At 45.8% G+C, this 17,343-nt stretch carries 17 protein-coding genes and 1 riboswitch; of the genes, 7 read left to right on the plus strand and 10 right to left on the minus strand.

Going from position 1 to position 17,343, the window contains the following annotated elements:
* Positions 1-480: 480 nt before the first annotated feature.
* On the minus strand, positions 481-1,425 hold the full coding sequence (locus AC4EHJ_RS02975) for an HNH endonuclease (RefSeq protein ID WP_490974102.1): 945 nt from the start codon (positions 1,423-1,425) through the stop codon (positions 481-483).
* Positions 1,426-1,624: 199 nt separating this feature from the next.
* Here AC4EHJ_RS02975 and AC4EHJ_RS02980 point away from each other — a divergent pair, with 199 nt between their 5' ends.
* Positions 1,625-2,359: a Bax inhibitor-1/YccA family protein gene (locus AC4EHJ_RS02980; RefSeq protein ID WP_490974103.1), complete on the plus strand. Its 735-nt coding sequence runs from the start codon at positions 1,625-1,627 to the stop codon at positions 2,357-2,359.
* A 90-nt stretch (positions 2,360-2,449) separates the two neighbouring features.
* On the opposite strand, the gene AC4EHJ_RS02985 is transcribed toward AC4EHJ_RS02980, so the two are convergent.
* Positions 2,450-4,285 carry a M6 family metalloprotease domain-containing protein gene (locus AC4EHJ_RS02985; RefSeq protein ID WP_490974104.1) on the minus strand — a complete coding sequence of 612 codons (1,836 nt, stop codon included), beginning with the start codon at positions 4,283-4,285 and terminating at the stop codon, positions 2,450-2,452.
* Between the two features lie 251 nt (positions 4,286-4,536).
* On the minus strand, positions 4,537-5,562 hold the full coding sequence (locus tag AC4EHJ_RS02990; protein ID WP_490974105.1) for a hypothetical protein: 1,026 nt from the start codon (positions 5,560-5,562) through the stop codon (positions 4,537-4,539).
* Positions 5,563-5,853: 291 nt separating this feature from the next.
* A riboswitch (TPP riboswitch) is annotated at positions 5,854-5,960 on the plus strand.
* Between the two features lie 93 nt (positions 5,961-6,053).
* Between AC4EHJ_RS02990 and AC4EHJ_RS02995 the strand changes: the two genes are divergently transcribed.
* From AC4EHJ_RS02995 to AC4EHJ_RS03015, 5 genes are all read left to right on the plus strand, one after another.
* Positions 6,054-6,653, plus strand: coding sequence for a YkoF family thiamine/hydroxymethylpyrimidine-binding protein (locus AC4EHJ_RS02995; protein WP_490974106.1), 600 nt, complete (start codon positions 6,054-6,056; stop codon positions 6,651-6,653).
* The gene (locus AC4EHJ_RS03000) at positions 6,646-7,227 is read left to right on the plus strand and encodes an ECF transporter S component (protein WP_490974107.1); all 582 of its coding nucleotides are present in this window, start codon (positions 6,646-6,648) and stop codon (positions 7,225-7,227) included. The genes AC4EHJ_RS02995 and AC4EHJ_RS03000 overlap by 8 nt, the downstream gene beginning before the upstream one ends.
* The gene (locus tag AC4EHJ_RS03005) at positions 7,214-8,650 is read left to right on the plus strand and encodes an ABC transporter ATP-binding protein (RefSeq protein WP_490974108.1); all 1,437 of its coding nucleotides are present in this window, start codon (positions 7,214-7,216) and stop codon (positions 8,648-8,650) included. The genes AC4EHJ_RS03000 and AC4EHJ_RS03005 overlap by 14 nt, the downstream gene beginning before the upstream one ends.
* The gene (locus AC4EHJ_RS03010) at positions 8,631-9,389 is read left to right on the plus strand and encodes an energy-coupling factor transporter transmembrane component T family protein (protein ID WP_490974109.1); all 759 of its coding nucleotides are present in this window, start codon (positions 8,631-8,633) and stop codon (positions 9,387-9,389) included. The genes AC4EHJ_RS03005 and AC4EHJ_RS03010 overlap by 20 nt, the downstream gene beginning before the upstream one ends.
* A gap of 212 nt (positions 9,390-9,601) precedes the next feature.
* The gene (locus AC4EHJ_RS03015) at positions 9,602-10,066 is read left to right on the plus strand and encodes a hypothetical protein (protein WP_490974110.1); all 465 of its coding nucleotides are present in this window, start codon (positions 9,602-9,604) and stop codon (positions 10,064-10,066) included.
* Between the two features lie 57 nt (positions 10,067-10,123).
* Here the strand turns inward: AC4EHJ_RS03015 and AC4EHJ_RS03020 are convergent, their stop codons facing one another.
* From AC4EHJ_RS03020 to AC4EHJ_RS03035, 4 genes are all read right to left on the minus strand, one after another.
* Positions 10,124-10,945, minus strand: a complete 822-nt coding sequence (locus AC4EHJ_RS03020; protein ID WP_490974111.1) for a GNAT family N-acetyltransferase — start codon at positions 10,943-10,945, stop codon at positions 10,124-10,126.
* Positions 10,946-11,071: 126 nt separating this feature from the next.
* Positions 11,072-11,485, minus strand: coding sequence for a sporulation protein (locus AC4EHJ_RS03025; protein WP_490974112.1), 414 nt, complete (start codon positions 11,483-11,485; stop codon positions 11,072-11,074).
* Between the two features lie 63 nt (positions 11,486-11,548).
* Positions 11,549-12,736, minus strand: coding sequence for an AI-2E family transporter (locus tag AC4EHJ_RS03030; protein ID WP_490974113.1), 1,188 nt, complete (start codon positions 12,734-12,736; stop codon positions 11,549-11,551).
* Between the two features lie 56 nt (positions 12,737-12,792).
* On the minus strand, positions 12,793-13,743 hold the full coding sequence (locus tag AC4EHJ_RS03035; protein ID WP_490974114.1) for an LCP family protein: 951 nt from the start codon (positions 13,741-13,743) through the stop codon (positions 12,793-12,795).
* Between the two features lie 150 nt (positions 13,744-13,893).
* Between AC4EHJ_RS03035 and msrA the strand changes: the two genes are divergently transcribed.
* Complete coding sequence (gene msrA, locus AC4EHJ_RS03040; RefSeq protein WP_490974115.1) at positions 13,894-14,421, plus strand: peptide-methionine (S)-S-oxide reductase MsrA; 528 nt, start codon at positions 13,894-13,896, stop codon at positions 14,419-14,421.
* Between the two features lie 40 nt (positions 14,422-14,461).
* On the opposite strand, the gene AC4EHJ_RS03045 is transcribed toward msrA, so the two are convergent.
* Genes AC4EHJ_RS03045 through AC4EHJ_RS03055 form a run of 3 tightly spaced genes read right to left on the minus strand, consistent with a single transcriptional unit; the run spans position 14,462 to position 17,341 of the window.
* Complete coding sequence (locus AC4EHJ_RS03045; protein ID WP_490974116.1) at positions 14,462-15,160, minus strand: YjjG family noncanonical pyrimidine nucleotidase; 699 nt, start codon at positions 15,158-15,160, stop codon at positions 14,462-14,464.
* 22 nt (positions 15,161-15,182) lie between these two features.
* Positions 15,183-16,136: a magnesium/cobalt transporter CorA gene (gene corA, locus AC4EHJ_RS03050; RefSeq protein WP_490974117.1), complete on the minus strand. Its 954-nt coding sequence runs from the start codon at positions 16,134-16,136 to the stop codon at positions 15,183-15,185.
* A gap of 20 nt (positions 16,137-16,156) precedes the next feature.
* On the minus strand, positions 16,157-17,341 hold the full coding sequence (locus tag AC4EHJ_RS03055; protein WP_490974118.1) for an MFS transporter: 1,185 nt from the start codon (positions 17,339-17,341) through the stop codon (positions 16,157-16,159).
* Between the last annotated feature and the right edge of the window lie 2 nt (positions 17,342-17,343).

Genomic DNA, 17,343 nt, shown 5'->3' on the forward strand with positions numbered 1-17,343 from the left:
CCACCACAAATCCTAACGGAAACCAAAGCTGGAATTCCCCTTCATGTTAACTGCGAGAATAAATCGGAATAATATAAGTGCTTATTAGAAAATAAATGAAAATGGTAAAGCGCCTTGTTTCTAACCCTTTGCTCCACCGCATTAATAAGAAAATCGTAATTATTGCGATGATTATAATGTCCAAAGATGGCAGCATCAAAGTGCCGTCTCCAATTTCAAATTCCATTCAGCCACTCCTTCTTTTCAGATGGCAAATTCTGCACCACTTGGATTTTCGATCCTTTTTTTCATCATACCAAAAATACCCATTTCCTTATAGAAAAATTTTCCGACAAATTTAAGAGCACCTTGATTACAGGTGCTCTTACGGGTTTTATTTGTTGATTGTCAGGCCTGTTAAAAGGTTTTATGTGGCCGTCTAATTTGGAATATGCTGCTTAAAGCGGAGCAGCTTAGCAGTAACCACCTTTTCATATTCTGTTACACAGAGCGCACATCCAATGTTTTCGCCAGTTTAAGCTTTTTCGGTTCGATGTAGATATTCCGTTTATGCCAACGGAAATAAGGCACGTGCTCAAGGGTCGCAGGCACTTTCATCGTTTTGTTGAGCCCATAGACCGCGTATTGCTCTTCCGGGATGCGGCTGGCAATATGCAGCTGCCCTCCCCCTGTAAAAGCGATCAGCCCCGATGTGAACAAAGCGGCATGGTTTGCGCACAAAAGGATGCCGTTATGTGGATCCAGCCTTTCAGCATCGGTGCTGTCTTTCCATGGTTTGGCGTAGCTCGCGGTCAATGCTGCATCGATGGCGATTCCGCAGAGAGGGCATTCATTATGCCATAATTGCAAAAGGCTCCTGCTGAATTGCTTTTTGCTGCGCCGCACTTTTTCCTTTATTTCCATTTCCATCTCTGAAATCATGGTCATCAGTGGATTATGCGTGGATTTTTTCACTACTTCAATCGCCAATTCAAGCTGTTCTTCTTCGGGTGCAAAGAAATTCAGGCTGGTGATAAACTCCAGCAGCTTCATGGCGAGTTCTTCGTTGCATGGATATAAATAGCCTGAATTGCCGCTCGCATCTTCCTGGAAAGGCGAATATTTCAATGGCAGCAAAGGCTGGATTGCATCGAAATGATCTCGGATAGCGAGCGGAAAATCCAATTCGTGGTAGACTGCTTCCGCAATGAAAGCTTCTTCTGTCCCCCCGGGGATTATGCCGTTTTTGCAGCCTTGGGTAATTAGGCTGATCGCAACGATATGCCCTTTTACGTAATGGAAAACATGATCTCTCTCTTTCAATTCCTGCATCCTTTTCCAAGAATGCGGCACCATCCCGGACTTATCGATGCGCGGCGTCCAGAGGATTCCACCGTTCCGTTCTTCATGATACGTTTCTCCCTGCATGACGATAAAGCTGTTCATAATGGCCCCCCAGTGATTCTTGATTCTCTTGTTTACCTAGCTTTTTCTAGTTTAACTCAATTCTTTTATTTCTGCCCGATCCTTGTACGCTTCTTGCAGTTTTATACCTAAGTTGAAATTCTATTCCGGTATATTTTGTCCCATAAGAAAATAAAGGATATACTTGAATACGTGTTAACTATAAGAAGAGGTGAGATTTATGAGAAGCGGAAATCCGAGTTTAAAAAATGAATCGTTTACGAAACATAGTGGTGTCGGTACCGGGGGGACAATGACCATTCAAGGCACGGTCAACAGAACATTGATTTTACTGTTATTGCTGCTGGCCACTTTCGTCTTTTCCTGGAACTTGTTCCTAAGCAATCCGGAAAGCGCAGTGCTATTGATGCTTGTCGGCGCTATCGGCGGCCTTATTGTCGCTTTGGTCACTATCTTTGTACCAAAAGTATCGCCGTATACAGCCCCTTTATACGCGTTGCTGGAAGGGCTATTTGTCGGGGCGATATCGGCCCAATACGAAGTCCAATACGGCGGCATCGTCTTCCAAGCGGTGCTATTGACCATCGGTGTGTTGTTGAGTTTATTGCTCGCTTATAAGTCGGGGTTCATCAAAGTGACCCAAAATTTCCGGCTGGGCGTTGTTGCAGCTACGGGCGGCATTTTCATCGTCTACCTTATCTCATTTATCGGAGGGTTTTTCGGTTTTGAAATTCCCCATTTGCACGAAGCGACGCCTCTTGGCATTGCCATCAGCGTGGTCATCGTCATTATCGCTGCATTGAATCTGGTGCTGGATTTCGACTTTATCGAGACTGCAGCCAATAAAGGAGTGCCGAAATATTATGAATGGTACGGCGCATTCGGTTTGCTGGTTACCTTAATTTGGCTGTACCTTGAAATTCTGCGCTTGCTGTCAAAATTGCGCAGCAGGTAATCTTCCAAACGTCCTTCGGGGCGGTTTTTTTTTGCAAAAAAAATTGCGGCTCCGGTAAATTCAGGAGCCGCGGCTTTCAGTTATTGGGTGTTATTTTTTGTTTGAGTTTACATTGTAAAAGAATTTCGCTGTAATCGACCCATCGCTGTTTTCGGCGATATCGGTTACGTGAATTCCTGAATCAGCAGGTGTAGCATTATTGCCTTTCCAGAAATAATACGATCCCGAATGGACATTGCTTGAAACAGGTGTGATTTCATCGCCTGTTTTAAAGAAGTCGGCAGCATCTCCACGGTTTTCGTTCTTTTCCAAATCGTATTTGCCATCCGCTTGCAGGACGGACAATCCATAATGGGTCACTTTTGTACCGTCAGCAGCTATTTGGAACTGGTTGTACTGATAGCGCTTGTTCATCCAGTTTTCTACATTGTTCGGGCGGAATCCGGCAGTTTGGTAAAGATTGATGACATTTTCATCAACATGCCATGCCAACAATCCATGTGCATCTTCGCCTTGGCGGATCAAACCTTGGTTAAATCCTTTTTGCTGCACGTTTTCGAATAAGAAGTATTCGGTTCCATTTGAACCCGGAACTTCCATTTTGACGATGCCGTTGTCAGATGCTGCTTCGTTGATCGGCGGCAACGTAATCGTCTGTGCGGCGCCTGGCGCTACCTCTACTGGATCTGCCCAACCAAGGAAAACTTTAGAGAACGGGTCAAATAGCGTCGGTGAATTTCCTGAATAAGCTGCCGCATTTGGATAGCGCATCCATGATCCACCAGCCATCATGGAGTAATTGCCTACACCTTCTGATGAGTAGACAGTATCATAGAAATCCGGCAATCCGAGAGCATGGCCAAATTCATGGGCGTAAACCCCTGGCTGTGCCGGGAATGGCCCAGTTGCAAGTTTGCTGTCGTATGAGTCTGTAGCGGCGTCATAGCCCGCCACGTTGCCTCCGATTCCAGGCTGGATGTTATAGTTGTCTACAAGCACTCCGTCATACGTCATATCTTCTTTGACGGTTTTATCGATCCAGGCCCCTTGGTCCATGCCTGCATAGACATCTGCCGGCTTCCCAGTTTCATAGTATTTGCCATAGTACAGCGCGCTCAGCAAGCTCCATTTATGCGACCAGAACTGTGCCGGGTCACTGCTGAATTCAGCACCTGTGCCTTCATGGACCACGAAAATGTTTGGCACTTCACCGTCCACTGCGTATTTAGAAAAGTCAATTTCGCTGTCAGCCGCTGCCAATAAATCACGGACAAATTCACCCGTATGCGCATCGCCATTTGCGTTGCCCAGAACGTACTTGCCGTTTTCAGCATACGTCCCTTCTTGATCCAAATAATAAGAAGCTCCTTTTGGCAATTCTACCCAAGCAAAATCCGTATTTTCTTTGCGGACAAGATTCACTTTTCCGTTGCTCGACTCTTTATAAACATTTTGCATCGTCCGGTCAGTCGGTACTTTCACTCCGTTATATTCTGCGTATTGCTTGAATTGCTCCAATTCATACGGATTGTATTCATCACCGAATATCAAATCTTCGTAATAACCTGCAGGCACTTGCCCCGGCATATCACCGATCGGCTCATCGCCTTCCTTATATTTCGCCAGAAGCACAAGAACTGGTACGTCACCTTCTGTTTGGTTATAAGCAACGTGGTTGTCGCCGGGTGCTTGGAACTTCTCCCCTTTGTTCACTAACTTTTCTGCTGGATCTGCTTTTGACAGATCAATGCCAAGCTCTTTAGCTTTTTCAGACAGTTCTGGAGAAGCTCCGACATGATGGGCTAAGCTCAGTTCACTTTGGTGGCTGACCCTTTCGGCAGTTGAGCCATTGGAATTCACTCCAGCAAAAACTGCGCCGCCGACTAAAGCAAGTGTTAAAGCTGATGTAGACAAGACTTTTAACATTGTTCGACCCCCTAAACGTTTTATGGTACTGGTAAATTGTATAAATAATTCAGTATATTTGGAATAGGTAGTATGTATCTATTGTAAATTAATAACATAGCTCTTTTTGCGTGTTTTATTCGGAACCCGAAGCAATATCGCATTCAGCATTCTTGGAGCCTTCCATTTGCCGGAAATTCTTCACTTCGCCAAAGAAAAAAGCTGCTCCAAAGGCCATTTAATGGCCGTTGGAGCAGCTTTGCTATTATTCATTAATCCGCTAGATGTTCATCAGCCCGGTCCATCAAGATGTACTCGAATGAACCGTCCAATTGATACCCGCCGTTTGTTTCGTTGATCGTGATTTGTGTTTCAAGTTCAGTTAATAATGTATTCAAGTTTTCCATCACCGGTTCCAGCGCATGCTTCGACGCTCCTCCGATAACATGGCTATCCAGGAAATAGTCTTTCAAGCATACTGGGGTTACTGCTTTCAGCTGGTGCGCATTCAACAGCAGATGGCGCAATACATGTGCTTGAGGCGCAGCCAATGCCTCCTTGATGCCGTTAAAGTGGAGCTCTGTTCCTGTATCTCCAAAAAATAGCATTAGGGTATCTTTAGGCGCTGAGCTGCACGTCTCTATGCATTCATCGATTGAACAATATTCGGTGCCGTCCAATGTCGTCATGCGGTACGCTTGGGATTTCAATATGCCTTCGTTATAGCTGAGTTGAGTGAAAAAATCGGCAAAAATCGGATTGCCCGATCCTTCGTTCTGCCCATTCTCTGAACCGATGACCAAGGTCTGGCATGCAGTATGCAGCGAGCAATTCGACAAGTACAAGACCACTCGATTAATTTGTTCCGTGCTGAGCAAGAACGCCCCATCGCTGTAACTCTTCTGAAAATCCAACGCCTTCTGGAAATGGCCGATAGATTCGCTGAATTTTTTTTGCAGATAAGCCAGGCAGCCTAATCTATAAGAAACAATCGGATTTTTCCGATCGTAGCTTTGCACTCTTTTCAAAACTTTTTCAGCTTTTACACGTTCTTGTGTGGTGCTTCCATGGACGCTGGAACTATAGCGCAGCAAATAACACACCAATTTTTTCTTTATATATGTATAATAATCGAGGTAGTCGTTATCGTCTTTGCTAAGAATCGACAAATGCGTATGCATCGCATCATAAATCTCGATTTTCGTGTAATTCAACAACCCTTTTCTGCTTTCTTCGCTCAAATGCAGCTCTTGTTCAATTTCTTCTAGTTCATCCAGACTTATATCACGATATCGCATGTTCTTCCTCCCAATAAATAAAACACTCTAAAATGTAGGGGTTCATTAATAAAAAAATATAAAAATCTTATAGTATAACAATAATATTGCACTAGACAAGGAATAAATAAGATAATTTTTACATTTATAACAAACTTGCAGTATTTTTATGATACCAATCATTGGCATGATAAACAATACATCTCATCAAATATATATTAAAAAATCTTTCCATCCCCTCTTTACTTCTTCAGAACCTTCCGCTAAACTGAACCCATCGGGAAAACCCGGCACAAAAAAACTGCATACCGTTTTCTGCACTAGGGGTGCTTAATTTTAGCTGAGATGCAAGCGCAAGCTTCGATCCCTTATAACTCGATCAGGTTAGGACCTGCGTGAGGAAGTGTGGCGCATTTCTGACCCAATCCTTTCTGGATTTCATACATGAAATTGTGGCTGCATCTTCGCGGATGCGGCCTTTTTTGTGTATATTTTTAAGGAGGATTTTTTATATGGAACCATTTCAATGCGGCACCAGCCCGATTGTCGGATTTCGCTTTTCTTTGCATCCGATGGCCGGGGATTTCATCCAAGTCATCAAAGGGGCGTTGCGGGAAACCGATACCTCAAATGTCTGGATGCACACCGACGATGTTTCGACCGTCATCCGCGGCAGGCAGCTCCACGTCTTCAATACGGCAAAGTCGATAGCGCTCCATGCTGGTAAGACGGGCGTGCATGTCGCCATGTCAGGCACGTTTTCTCTCGGCTGCCCAGGGGATTCTGCCGGAGACGCCTATTTGGACAAAGAAGATACTTTGTTGAACATCGACACGTCGAAGCAATATGTATCTTCGCAATTTGCGCTTTATCCCATGAACACTCCAGATTATATGGAAATCATCTACCGGGAAGTCGAACGTGCGAAAGAGCGTGGCGTCTTTAATGACTCCATGCATTATGCGAGCGGCATCCATGGCGATATCCATGATGTATTCGCTTTTTACGAAGAAGCGTTTACCAATGCGCGCTCTACCGAAAACGCACACCTAGTGATGACAGTCGCTTTGAGCATAAACAGCCCTTCTCACGGAGGTGGCAGCGGTGCTTAAAGATTGGAAATTGAAAGAAATCGTCTTGATGTCACTGTTCGGCGTTGTCTTTGGCATCGTTTATCTCTTATTTATCCACTTCGGCAATATTTGGGCGGGCATTATCGGACCGATCGCGTATGAATGGATGTTCGGCATCTGGTTTATCGTATCCATCATTTCGATGTACATTATTCGCAAACCTGGGGCTGCCGTTCTGCCTGAAACATTGGCGGCGTTAATAGAAGTCCTTCTTGGCAATGCGGTCGGACCACGTCTCATCTTGTCAGGGCTCATTCAAGGTCTTGGTGCAGAAGCAGCATTTGCGGTCACGCGTTACAGGCATTTCAACTTGGCAGTATTGATGCTTGCCGGCGCAGGATCTGCTGTGTTCAGTTTCGTCTATGGCTATTTCATATCGGGGTATGCAGCACTCGATCCGTCATTTGTCGCTTTGATGTTCACATTGCGTGTCTTGAGCGGCATGGTGATTGCAGGAATCGGCGGCAAATATATTGCCGATGGTCTCCTCGCAACTGGTTCGCTGCGCGGTTATGCAATTTCCCGCAGCAGCAAAGGTGATGCGGGTGCCTGAGGAAGTTATTCGATTAAATGATCTGTCATTCCGCTTCCCGGATTGCGGTAAAACGGTATTGAACAATGTATCAGCTGTTATCCATCAGGGAGAACGCATCATCGTTTGCGGGCCGAGCGGCTGCGGCAAAAGTACGTTAATGTATTTGCTGAACCGCCTTTATCCGCTCAATTGCGATGGCATCGTCAGCGGAGAAATCAAGTTGTTCGGAGAAAATGCGGAGGATTACGCCCCTGGAGAAATCAATCGCCGGATTGCTACAGTGTTTCAGGATCCCAACTCTCAATTCTGCATGCCGACAGTCGAAGAGGAATTGGCATTTACGCTGGAGAACCTTCATATTCCTTTCGCTGACATGGAAAAGCAGATTGCGGACATCCTAGATTTGACGTCTTTAACCAAGTGGAGACATTCCAAAATCCATAGCTTATCCGGCGGCATGAAACAGCGTGTCGCTGTCGCTTGCGCGTTGATCATGGATCCGGAAGTGCTCTTGCTAGACGAACCATTATCCCATCTTGATCCTTTGACTGCGCGCGATTTCGTCCGCTGGCTCGACGGATTACAGCAACATCGACACCTGACAATCATTGCTGTCGAACATAGGCTGGCAAACTGGGAAGCTTTCTTCGATCGAGAAATCAGGCTCGACAAAGACGGCCGGTTAATCGCGGATGGTCCGCCGGTGGCAGTCCCGGCCCTACAATTTCCTTCGCGGCTTTATAAGAAATTGGCAGAAGAAGCACTTTCCGTTCATCATTTGGCAGTAGAAATCAATGGCAAAACACGTCTCTTCCCCCTGTCATTCTCATTAAAACTCGGCGAAGTGGTGGTTGTCGCAGGTCCGAACGGCAGCGGGAAAACAACGCTTTTAAAAGCATTATGCGGCATTCACCAGCCGGTAGGCACCTTACAGGCTATTTCCCGGGCAGGCTATGTGCCTCAATCTCCCGAGTTCATGTTTTTGACGCAGAGCGTCACTCAGGAATTGGCGTATTCGGGAATCTCTTCGCTGCAGGAAATCAAACTTCTGTTGGAGCGGCTAAATCTCACTGCAATCGCGGATTCGCATCCATTTTCGGTGAGCCACGGCCAAAAACGGCGTGTTGCGATTGGCGCAATGCTTGCAGACAAGCGGCAAATTCTGCTTATGGATGAACCGACAGCCGGACAAGACGCCGAGTCGCTTAAGGAATTATATGATTTAATCCGGCAGCGGGCTGCAGAAGGGACAGCATTTTTAATCGTCACGCACGACATGACATTCGCTTTGGCGGTCGCTGATTCCTTGCTGCTGCTGAAAGATGGGTCGATGACCGGCAAGTATTCCGCGGCGGACTTATGGAAGCGGAATGACTTGCTGTTGGCGCATCATTTATTGCCTCCGGAAGGAACTTCAATCAATGAAGCATCTTTTGAATGACATGAACCCTTCATTTAAATTCGGCATTGTTACTTTGTCGATGATCGTGATGGCTTTCTTTTTCAACCCTTGGACTCCGTTAATATTTTGCGGCGGCATTGTATTATTACAAATCGTATTCAGCCGTACGAATTGGAAATTGTGGTTGGTTTGCATGCTGCCTTTTACACTTGGCTCATTCGGCTACTTATGGACCACCCTCGTTTTTGGCCGGTCTTCTAGTGGAACGATTATTTGGTCATCCGGTTTTTTTGACATCACCGATCAACAACTAAATTTGGCATTGTCCCTTTCCTTGAGGGTGCTGGCGTTTTCCGTGCTGTCTCTCATGTTCGCTTTCACTACTGCGCCTGTAAATTTTGTCATGAGTCTTATGCAGCAAATGAAGTTATCACCTAAATTGGCTTACAGCGTTCTGGTGGGCTACCATTTCCTGCCGCTTATAAAAGATGAATTCATGCAGATAAAGCAGGTTCATGAAATGAGAAATTTTTCAAAGGAAAATAGCAGATGGCACCGCCTCACTTCGATTTCCCGTATGCTTATTCCGACCCTTGCCGGTTCTGTCAGGAAAGCCGAAAGCGCCGCTTTTGCTATGGAAGCCCGCGGTTTTACCGGTGAAGCACGCACATCTTATTTTCGCCCGATAACGATAAAACCGAGTGATTATTGGTTCTCACTTCTTTTTGTCGCCCTTTTGGCTGCAAGTTGCATCTTCGGCGCTTTACTGAATAAATAAGTAAGTCAGCGGCTTGCATGTTGCAGGCCGCTTTTCAGTTTTTTCTTGTAGACGTTCTAGGTTTTTTAAAATTACCTTATGTAGTTATATACATTTACAATTTTCAAAGATTTTCTATATGTTTTTTGCTTTCTTCTATGATTTAAAACTGTTTGTTCGGATTTTTGCATTTATGGGTATAGATAACAAAACCCGTTTTGGAGGTGTCTTTGATGCACGAAATCCAATTGCTCGATGAAAAAGACGACCGAGTCTACCTTATTTATATGACTAACCGCCAAGACTCCTTTAAATTGTTCGAACGTGATATGTCCCAGATGATGGAGCGCGCCTCTGTTGAGATTTCAATTGGCTATACTAATTTATGGGCCATGAAGCGCATTGGCATTATTGAAAAAGAAAAAGTCTGTTACTTCCCTGACAACGAGCTGCTGATTGAGCCAGCCTTTTTTCTGCAACATTCAAAAATGGAAGTTTACATAATTTTTTTATTCGTTAAGTACAATCCTTCCGCTCCTTTTATGTTTTCTAAGCGCATGAACATGGAGCCATACAAGCGTTTCGAGGATGCCGCGGAGGCTGGCAGCCGACTGATCGAATTGATGGAAAACACCTATCCAGGCCGACAATTCAAAGTGTTATGCGCAAAATTGCTTTACGACATCCCTTGGCATTAAATAAACCGAAAAGCCGACAGCGAGAACTTCTCGCTGTCGGCTTTTTTCCCCTTACATTCATTCCAAGCGCGGGCTGCGCAGCACTGCTTTGTCATAGGCCAATTGAAAACCACTGCGTCTGACGTTGCGCGCTGAAGATGTCCCTGGTTTTGTTGTAACTGTGGCGTGTGTGCATCCTGCTGCTTTCGCATACCGAAGACGCTCTTCGATCAGCAAAGCCTGATAGCCTTTACCCCTTTTGGCAGGCAGCGTCGCGGTCATGAACAATTCCGCCAGCTCACCGTCTATTGCCATGCATCCCCCACCCGTGCATTCCCCATTTTCCCTTACCAGGAAAGCCGTATTGTTTTCAACTTGCCAAAATGACTTAACCGATTCGACCGCGACTTCCGATTGATAATCGTCGTCAGAAATACCTAGCGCTACCGCCCATGCCCATACATGGACATTTTCATCGTCCACTTTCTCGACGATTGCCTCGCTATCCCCCTGGACTTTTCTGGGCTGCCATAGGTGCAAATCAATAAGCCAGACGTTCAGAAAATGGTCAAATGTATAGCCGAGCAATTGTAGCCGCTTGATGAGCTTTTCATCCGCATATGGTGTTATTTCCAAGAAAAGCGAGAAATCAGTTCTTTTTTTACGTACAAAATTTTCCATTTCATCGATGTCAGCAGATGCGAGTCTCTCACCTGTTCCGAAGCCGAGCCCATGGCAGGAATCCCCTGAACAAAACACATCGCCTTTGCCTTTCAACACCAAATATTCACCTGTAAACGAAGGGCTTTGCTGCTGGTATTCTTTGAAATATGCCTGAGTCCCTTTTCTTTTAATGTCCTCAATCTTTTTTGATGTTTCCTTGTTATGTCCCCATTCCATCGGTAGCCTCCACCCTTCTTTACATTAAATCCGCTAGTCTTCTCTTTCAATCACTCCATCGGCAAAATAGAAAAACGGCATCCAAATCATTATTCAATTTGGATGCCGTTCTCAGTTTGAAATTTATTATTGCGGTGTATAGCTGATTTCATCTTCATCTTGTGCATCGACTCCGTTTTGGATGTGCACGATTGTACGCAGCAGCAATTTCGCTTTCGGATTGTCCAAAATCCAGCGATCATCTGGAACAATGTCAAATTGCTGCATGACCGTTCCTTTTGATTTCACTGTTCCGAAAAATTCCAGCGTCTGTTTTGTAATCACTTTCTCGATAATCTGAAAGTCGCTGTCTTCGCGGTACTCGTCAATCTGTGCCACCACTTGAAGTTCAATAAATTCAACTTCCTGATCGCTGTCGCCGCCTTCAAAATATATCGTACCATTCAGTGTTTCGCCTTCAATTAAATTCGGTCTCTCGACTACAGTGTCGATTTTCACGGAACCGATGCCTACCGAACTAAGGAATTTTTTGAAATTCATAAAATGGAGACCTCCAACTTTTTGTAAGTATTCTATACCACGAAAGAAATACCGTTAAACCGTTCAATTCAGTTCTGTGTAATCGTATTGATTTTCAAGATTGGATTCATGGCGGTTATAGCGCCGCTTGAATAATTTGTAGAAATGGCTGACCAGCACCCGGAGCAAAGCATACATCGGTATGCCGAGAATGACCCCGGCAATGCCGAAAAGCGAACCAGCAGTCAGCAGCACGAATATAATCGTCACGGGATGAATATACATTGTCTTGCCCATGACCTGCGGCGAAATCAGATTGCCTTCAACAAGCTGCACGACGGTCCAGACGACCGCCAGTTTGAGCAGCATGAACGGCGAAGTCACGAGCGCAATAATTGCGGCAGGCGCGATGGCAATAGCCGGTCCGATATACGGCACGACACTGGTGACCATCGCCAGGACACCAAGCAGCAATGCATACTCCATGCCAATGATCAGAAATCCGATGTAGACCATGACCCCGATGCAGAACGCGACGATCAACTGGCCCTGTATGTATGCGCCAAGCTGTTTGTCTGCTTCGCTCAGCACTTCCCGGGTATCGTCTCGGAAACGCGGCGGCAGCAGCTTGACGAAATATCCCGGCAGCTTATCGCCATCCTTCAGCAAATAAAACAAAATGAACGGAACGATGACAATCGACAAAATGACACTGGTAATCGTCGAGATAAAACCGGTGATTCCCGAAATAATGCCCGTTACGACGGATTGCAGCGTATCGGAAACATTTGCAGGCAGTGTAGCCATCAATTGTTCAATGTCAAAACTAGAGCCGCTGTAATAGTCGCCGACAACCGATGTTCGGAGAAAACCATCCAGAGCCGTCAGCAGATCCATGAAATAAGTTGGGAACTCCATGACCAAAGTCTGAAACTGCTCTTGCAAGAATGGCAGCACAAGCACTGTGATCAGCGTTAGGATTCCTGCACCCCCAAGAAAGATGATGGCAATCCCGCCGATCCGAGGAATTTTGGCTTCCACCAGCAGGCGCAGGATGGGCCGCAGCAAATAGTAGAATATCAACGCCAAAACCACCGGCAGCACAACTGTCTTCATAAAGACACTGAGGGGATGGAAGATAAAAGACACTTCCCGGAAGATGAAAATGACTGTTCCGAGAAGTACCAGTGCAATTAATGAGAACAAGGTATTCGTTCCACCCAAAAACCGGATGAAGTTGGTCGAAAAAAAAGATTGCTTGTCAGGCGCCACGAAAATTCCTACTTTCTGATAAAGTTCAATTTAATTTTAGCATATTATCAGAAAGTTTAATTCAAAGGCTGTGACAAAAATTCAGAAAGTGCTTGTTTGTTCCCTTCAACATCGATATCAAGCACCGATCCGGCGTGTGAATAGCTCCCATAGCTATAGCTTCCTTCTACAGGAACTGTCAGGCGTTCCAAGTCTCCGCCGCCTTTAAGGGCCAGCTTGGCTGCCAGCTTCACTTGGTCGGCTGTGGAGATATCGGTCTGTACATAGCCTCTGACAGCACCCGCTAGTTTAGGGTATTGCGGGATTGCCACTGGACTGATAACAGCATCTTTCATCGCCGCCAAGACTTGCTGTTGGCGGCGCACGCGCCCAAAGTCACCTTCATTGTCGGAACGGAAACGGGCATAGCCAAGCAACTCTTTGCCATTCAAATCATGGACGCCTTGTTCGAGGGTGACGCCGATTTTTTCGGACATGTCCTTTTCAACATCGATTTCGACGCCATTTGGCGCAGCAATATCCACCATCTGTTCAAAATTCGCGAAGTCGACCAGCGCATAATGATGGATTTCCACTCCGAACATTGAACGGAGCGTATCTGCAAGCAAGTCTGCGCCTCCCAAATAATAGGCTGTGTTCAATTTATACGATTGATAGCCGGGGATATCCGCATAAACATCACGCATGAACGATGCTAATTTCACTTCATCAGTTTTTTTATTATGAGACAGCAGCATCATCGTATCTGTACGGGATTGTTCTTCTCCGCGGGAATCGACGCCCATCACCAGGATATTCGTGTAATCCGGATTTTCCGGGTCACCATCAAAGTTTACCGGCTCGATTTCTGTATTTTCTTCAGCTAGTTTATATCCGCTCTGGTATTGCATAAACATGAATACTCCTGCTGCCAGCAGCGTGATGAACAGCAATAAAAGGATGCCGCGGAACCGCAGCCGCTTTTTTTTGCGCCGTTCTTTTCTGGCCGGCTGTATTTCTTCTTGCATAATAAACACATTCCTTTCTGTTTCTTGCCTAACATATGACGACTTTTCATCCGTAGAAGTTTCGGCAATCCCATTATAAACATATAAATTGTCGTCTAACAGTGTGAATGGTAAGATTTTTTTATTCCCTTTGAGAGGAGCCACCCCATTATGACAGAAAAAGCAACATTTGCAGGCGGCTGCTTCTGGTGCATGGTCAAGCCATTCGACCAATTTGAAGGCATCGAGAGCATCGTTTCCGGATACAGCGGCGGCAGCGTCGAAAACCCTACTTATGAACAAGTGAAATCCGGTACGACCGGACACCTTGAAGTGGTCGAAATCACATTCCATCCGGAAGTATTCAGCTATGGACAGCTGCTTGAAATTTTTTGGCAGCAAATAGACCCGACCGATAACGAGGGCCAATTCCAGGATCGCGGCTCTTCCTACCGCGCTGCTATTTTTGTGCATACCGACAAGCAGCGCCGTCTAGCCGAACAATCAAAACAAGCGCTCGATGAGAGCGGACGTTTTAAAAAGCCGGTTGTCACCGAAATTCTCGACGCCGCACCATTTTATCCAGCAGAAGATTACCACCAGGATTATTATAAGAAAAATCCTGCGCATTACAAGGAAGACCGCGCCGACTCAGGACGCGATGAATTTCTTGAAGCGGCCTGGAAAGAAGATAAATAAGCATTCAAAGAAAAGGCCGATGCATGTCATCAGCCTTTTTTTATTCCATTTTTCCATTGACGATTTCTTGGAGTTCCGACAAGCATCGGATTTCATGCGTCGGCTGGACCGCAGTGCCATTGGGCTTGCCTAGCGGATTAAACCAGCACGTGGCGATGCCATAATCCATGCCGCCCTTGATGTCTGAAGTCAGTGAATCTCCCACAATCAGCACCGAGTCTTTACTTTTAAGGCCCAATTTTCGGAAAGCATAATCGAAGATGCCGCTATGCGGCTTCTGATAACCCGCTTCTTCCGAAATGATGACGTGTTCGAAAAGATGCTGCATCGGAGAATTTTTGAGGCGCGCTTTTTGCACAGAACCAAAGCCGTTTGTAATGACGGCCAGCCGGCAATGGCTGAGTCCCTTAATCATCGCTTCCGCTTCCGGAAACAAATGTGTTTCCCGACCTAAATAATCCAAATATTGCGTTCCAAATGCTTCTGCGCTGAAATTTAATTCATGCAGATGGAACAAGCGCTTGAAACGCTCTATCCCTAGTTTAGCCAGCGGCATTGTGCCCTGTTCCAAATCCTGCCAAAGTACGCTGCTGATTTCCCGGTATGAGTCGTGGAAACGGGAAAAACCATCCGGCATTCCATAATCGACAAATGTATTGTGTAAAGCGGCGCGCTCTGACAGTTTAAAATCCATTAAAGTATCATCGATGTCAAACAGAATCGTATTGTATTTTGCCATAATCCCATTCCTCTCTATGATGTCAATCGTTTTCAAACCAGCCTTTGGACTTGAACCAAACGCTCATGCCGACCGCCATCACCAGCATGACGGCCAATACAATAAAATAGCCGTTCTCGGTGCGCAGTTCAGGCATGTTGACAAAATTCATTCCGTAAAGCCCAGCGACAAAAGTAAGCGGCATGAAGATGGTCGTAATGACCGTCAACGTCTTCATGATATTGTTCATGCGATAAGAGTTTAACGAGATGTAATTATCGCGGATATCCGTCGTCAATTCCCGATTTGAATCAATCATCTGGCTTAATTTGATGAGATGGTCATGAATATCCTGGAAATATGCGCGTTTCTGCTCTTGAATGATAAAACGCTTCGACTCAAGGATTCGGTAGACCATGTCCCTTGTCGGAACGACGATTTGACGGATTTTCAATAAATTCCTCCGCACTTCGAACGTATCTTCCATAATCGACTTGTCCGCTTTTTTCAATCGTTCTGAACCTTCAATCGAAGCGAGCCGGTCTTCGAGCTCTTCCACCAGCGGAAAAAAACCGTCTACAACTTCATCCATGATTTTATATGTAACTTCAAGCGGCTTGAAGTTTTCCAGATTTTTCATATGCCTGAAATATTCCCATGCGTAATTGACTTCATCCAAATCCTCAAAATGGAATGTCACCAAGAAATCTTCACCCAGGAAAAAATCCACTTCATTGACATCCAGTTCCCCGGGCACAAAAGAATGCATTACTAGAAAAGTCACATTTTCATAATACTCCATTTTCGGACGCTGCAAAGAATGGATACAGTCTTCAATGGCCAGTGGGTGGAAAGCGAAATGGCTGCTGAGCAAGTCAATTTCTTCCGGTGTTGGTTCATTGAAATCCACCCAATGCCATTTCATCAATTTCAGCTGGCTCAATTCTGGGTCGATAAAGAGTTTATCCTGTTGGTCAATGGCTAAGATTCGAATCATAATGTTCCCCTTGCTCTTATTTATTTGAGTTTGCTTTGCGTTATTTCGTTTTTATACAATAAAATTCCGAACAGCATGACCATTGCCGCAAAACTTAATAGAAGATATAAAGTGATGGAATGGTCACCCCAGCGATCATACAGCATGCCGATTAAAAATGGCATCCCGCTTGAAATGATATAGCCTCCAGATTGGATCATCGCCGTCCATTTATTGACGTCATCTGCGCGTTCGTTCTCATCAAGCGGCATCAAAAGCGCAATCGGGAACAAACAACCCAGCATGACACCGAGAAAAACAGCGGCAGCCCATGCAGCAGCGGTACCGCCGAATAATAATAACAATAGACCTGCAACGCCAGACATCAGCGAGACAAATATCCATAACAAGCGGCTCGGATACTTGGTCAATAAAATCGGCAGAGACAGGTTTCCGACGAGCTGGACAGCCGCCATGACCGTCAACACCGCTCCAGCTGTCAACACGTTCATGCCCTTATCGATGGCGATTGGCGCAAGCCATGTGATTAGCGAGAAAAACATAGCCGACTGAGCGCCGAAAAACAGCAGCATATACCAGGCTCGCCTGTTTTTCAACGGCGAAGCTGCCCGCCCGGCAGGGTTGCTGACTTCCACTTTCTGAGGTTCCTCAACCCGCAGCCACAGGACAAGTGCGATTATTGCCAGAACTCCCCAGCTAGCAAGCGCAACAGGCCAGCCAGCAATCGTATAGAATACTCCGGTCAAACCAGAAGCCAGCATCGCCCCCAACCCCATGCCGAAAGAATAAACGCCGATCAATGAAGCGGTGCGGCCTGGGAAATTGGTTTTAATCGCTGCCGACAAGAGCGGACTGATTACAGCAATCGCCAGTCCGATAAAGAAAGAACTTGCGAGCAACACCGGATAGCTTGGTACCAGGCCTCGGACAAAAGTTAGCGCCCCCAGCATGACCAGCAAGAAAGTGACGCTCTTTTTTATGCCGAACTTGCGATTAAAGCCGATTGCAAGCGGCGCGAAAAGCCCCATGCAAAATACCGGAATTGATGTCAGCAAGCTGATGTCGCTATTGGAAAGAGATAAATCGCCGCGAATCGCTTCAAGCAGCGGCCCTATAGAGGAAATGGCTGGCCTCAAGTTTAATGACACAAACAAGATAGCAAGCACCATCAAGCCGAGTGCCGGCTTATTTTGTTTTTTTGCCAATC

The organism is Planococcus sp. TJ-301 (genome assembly GCF_058268475.1).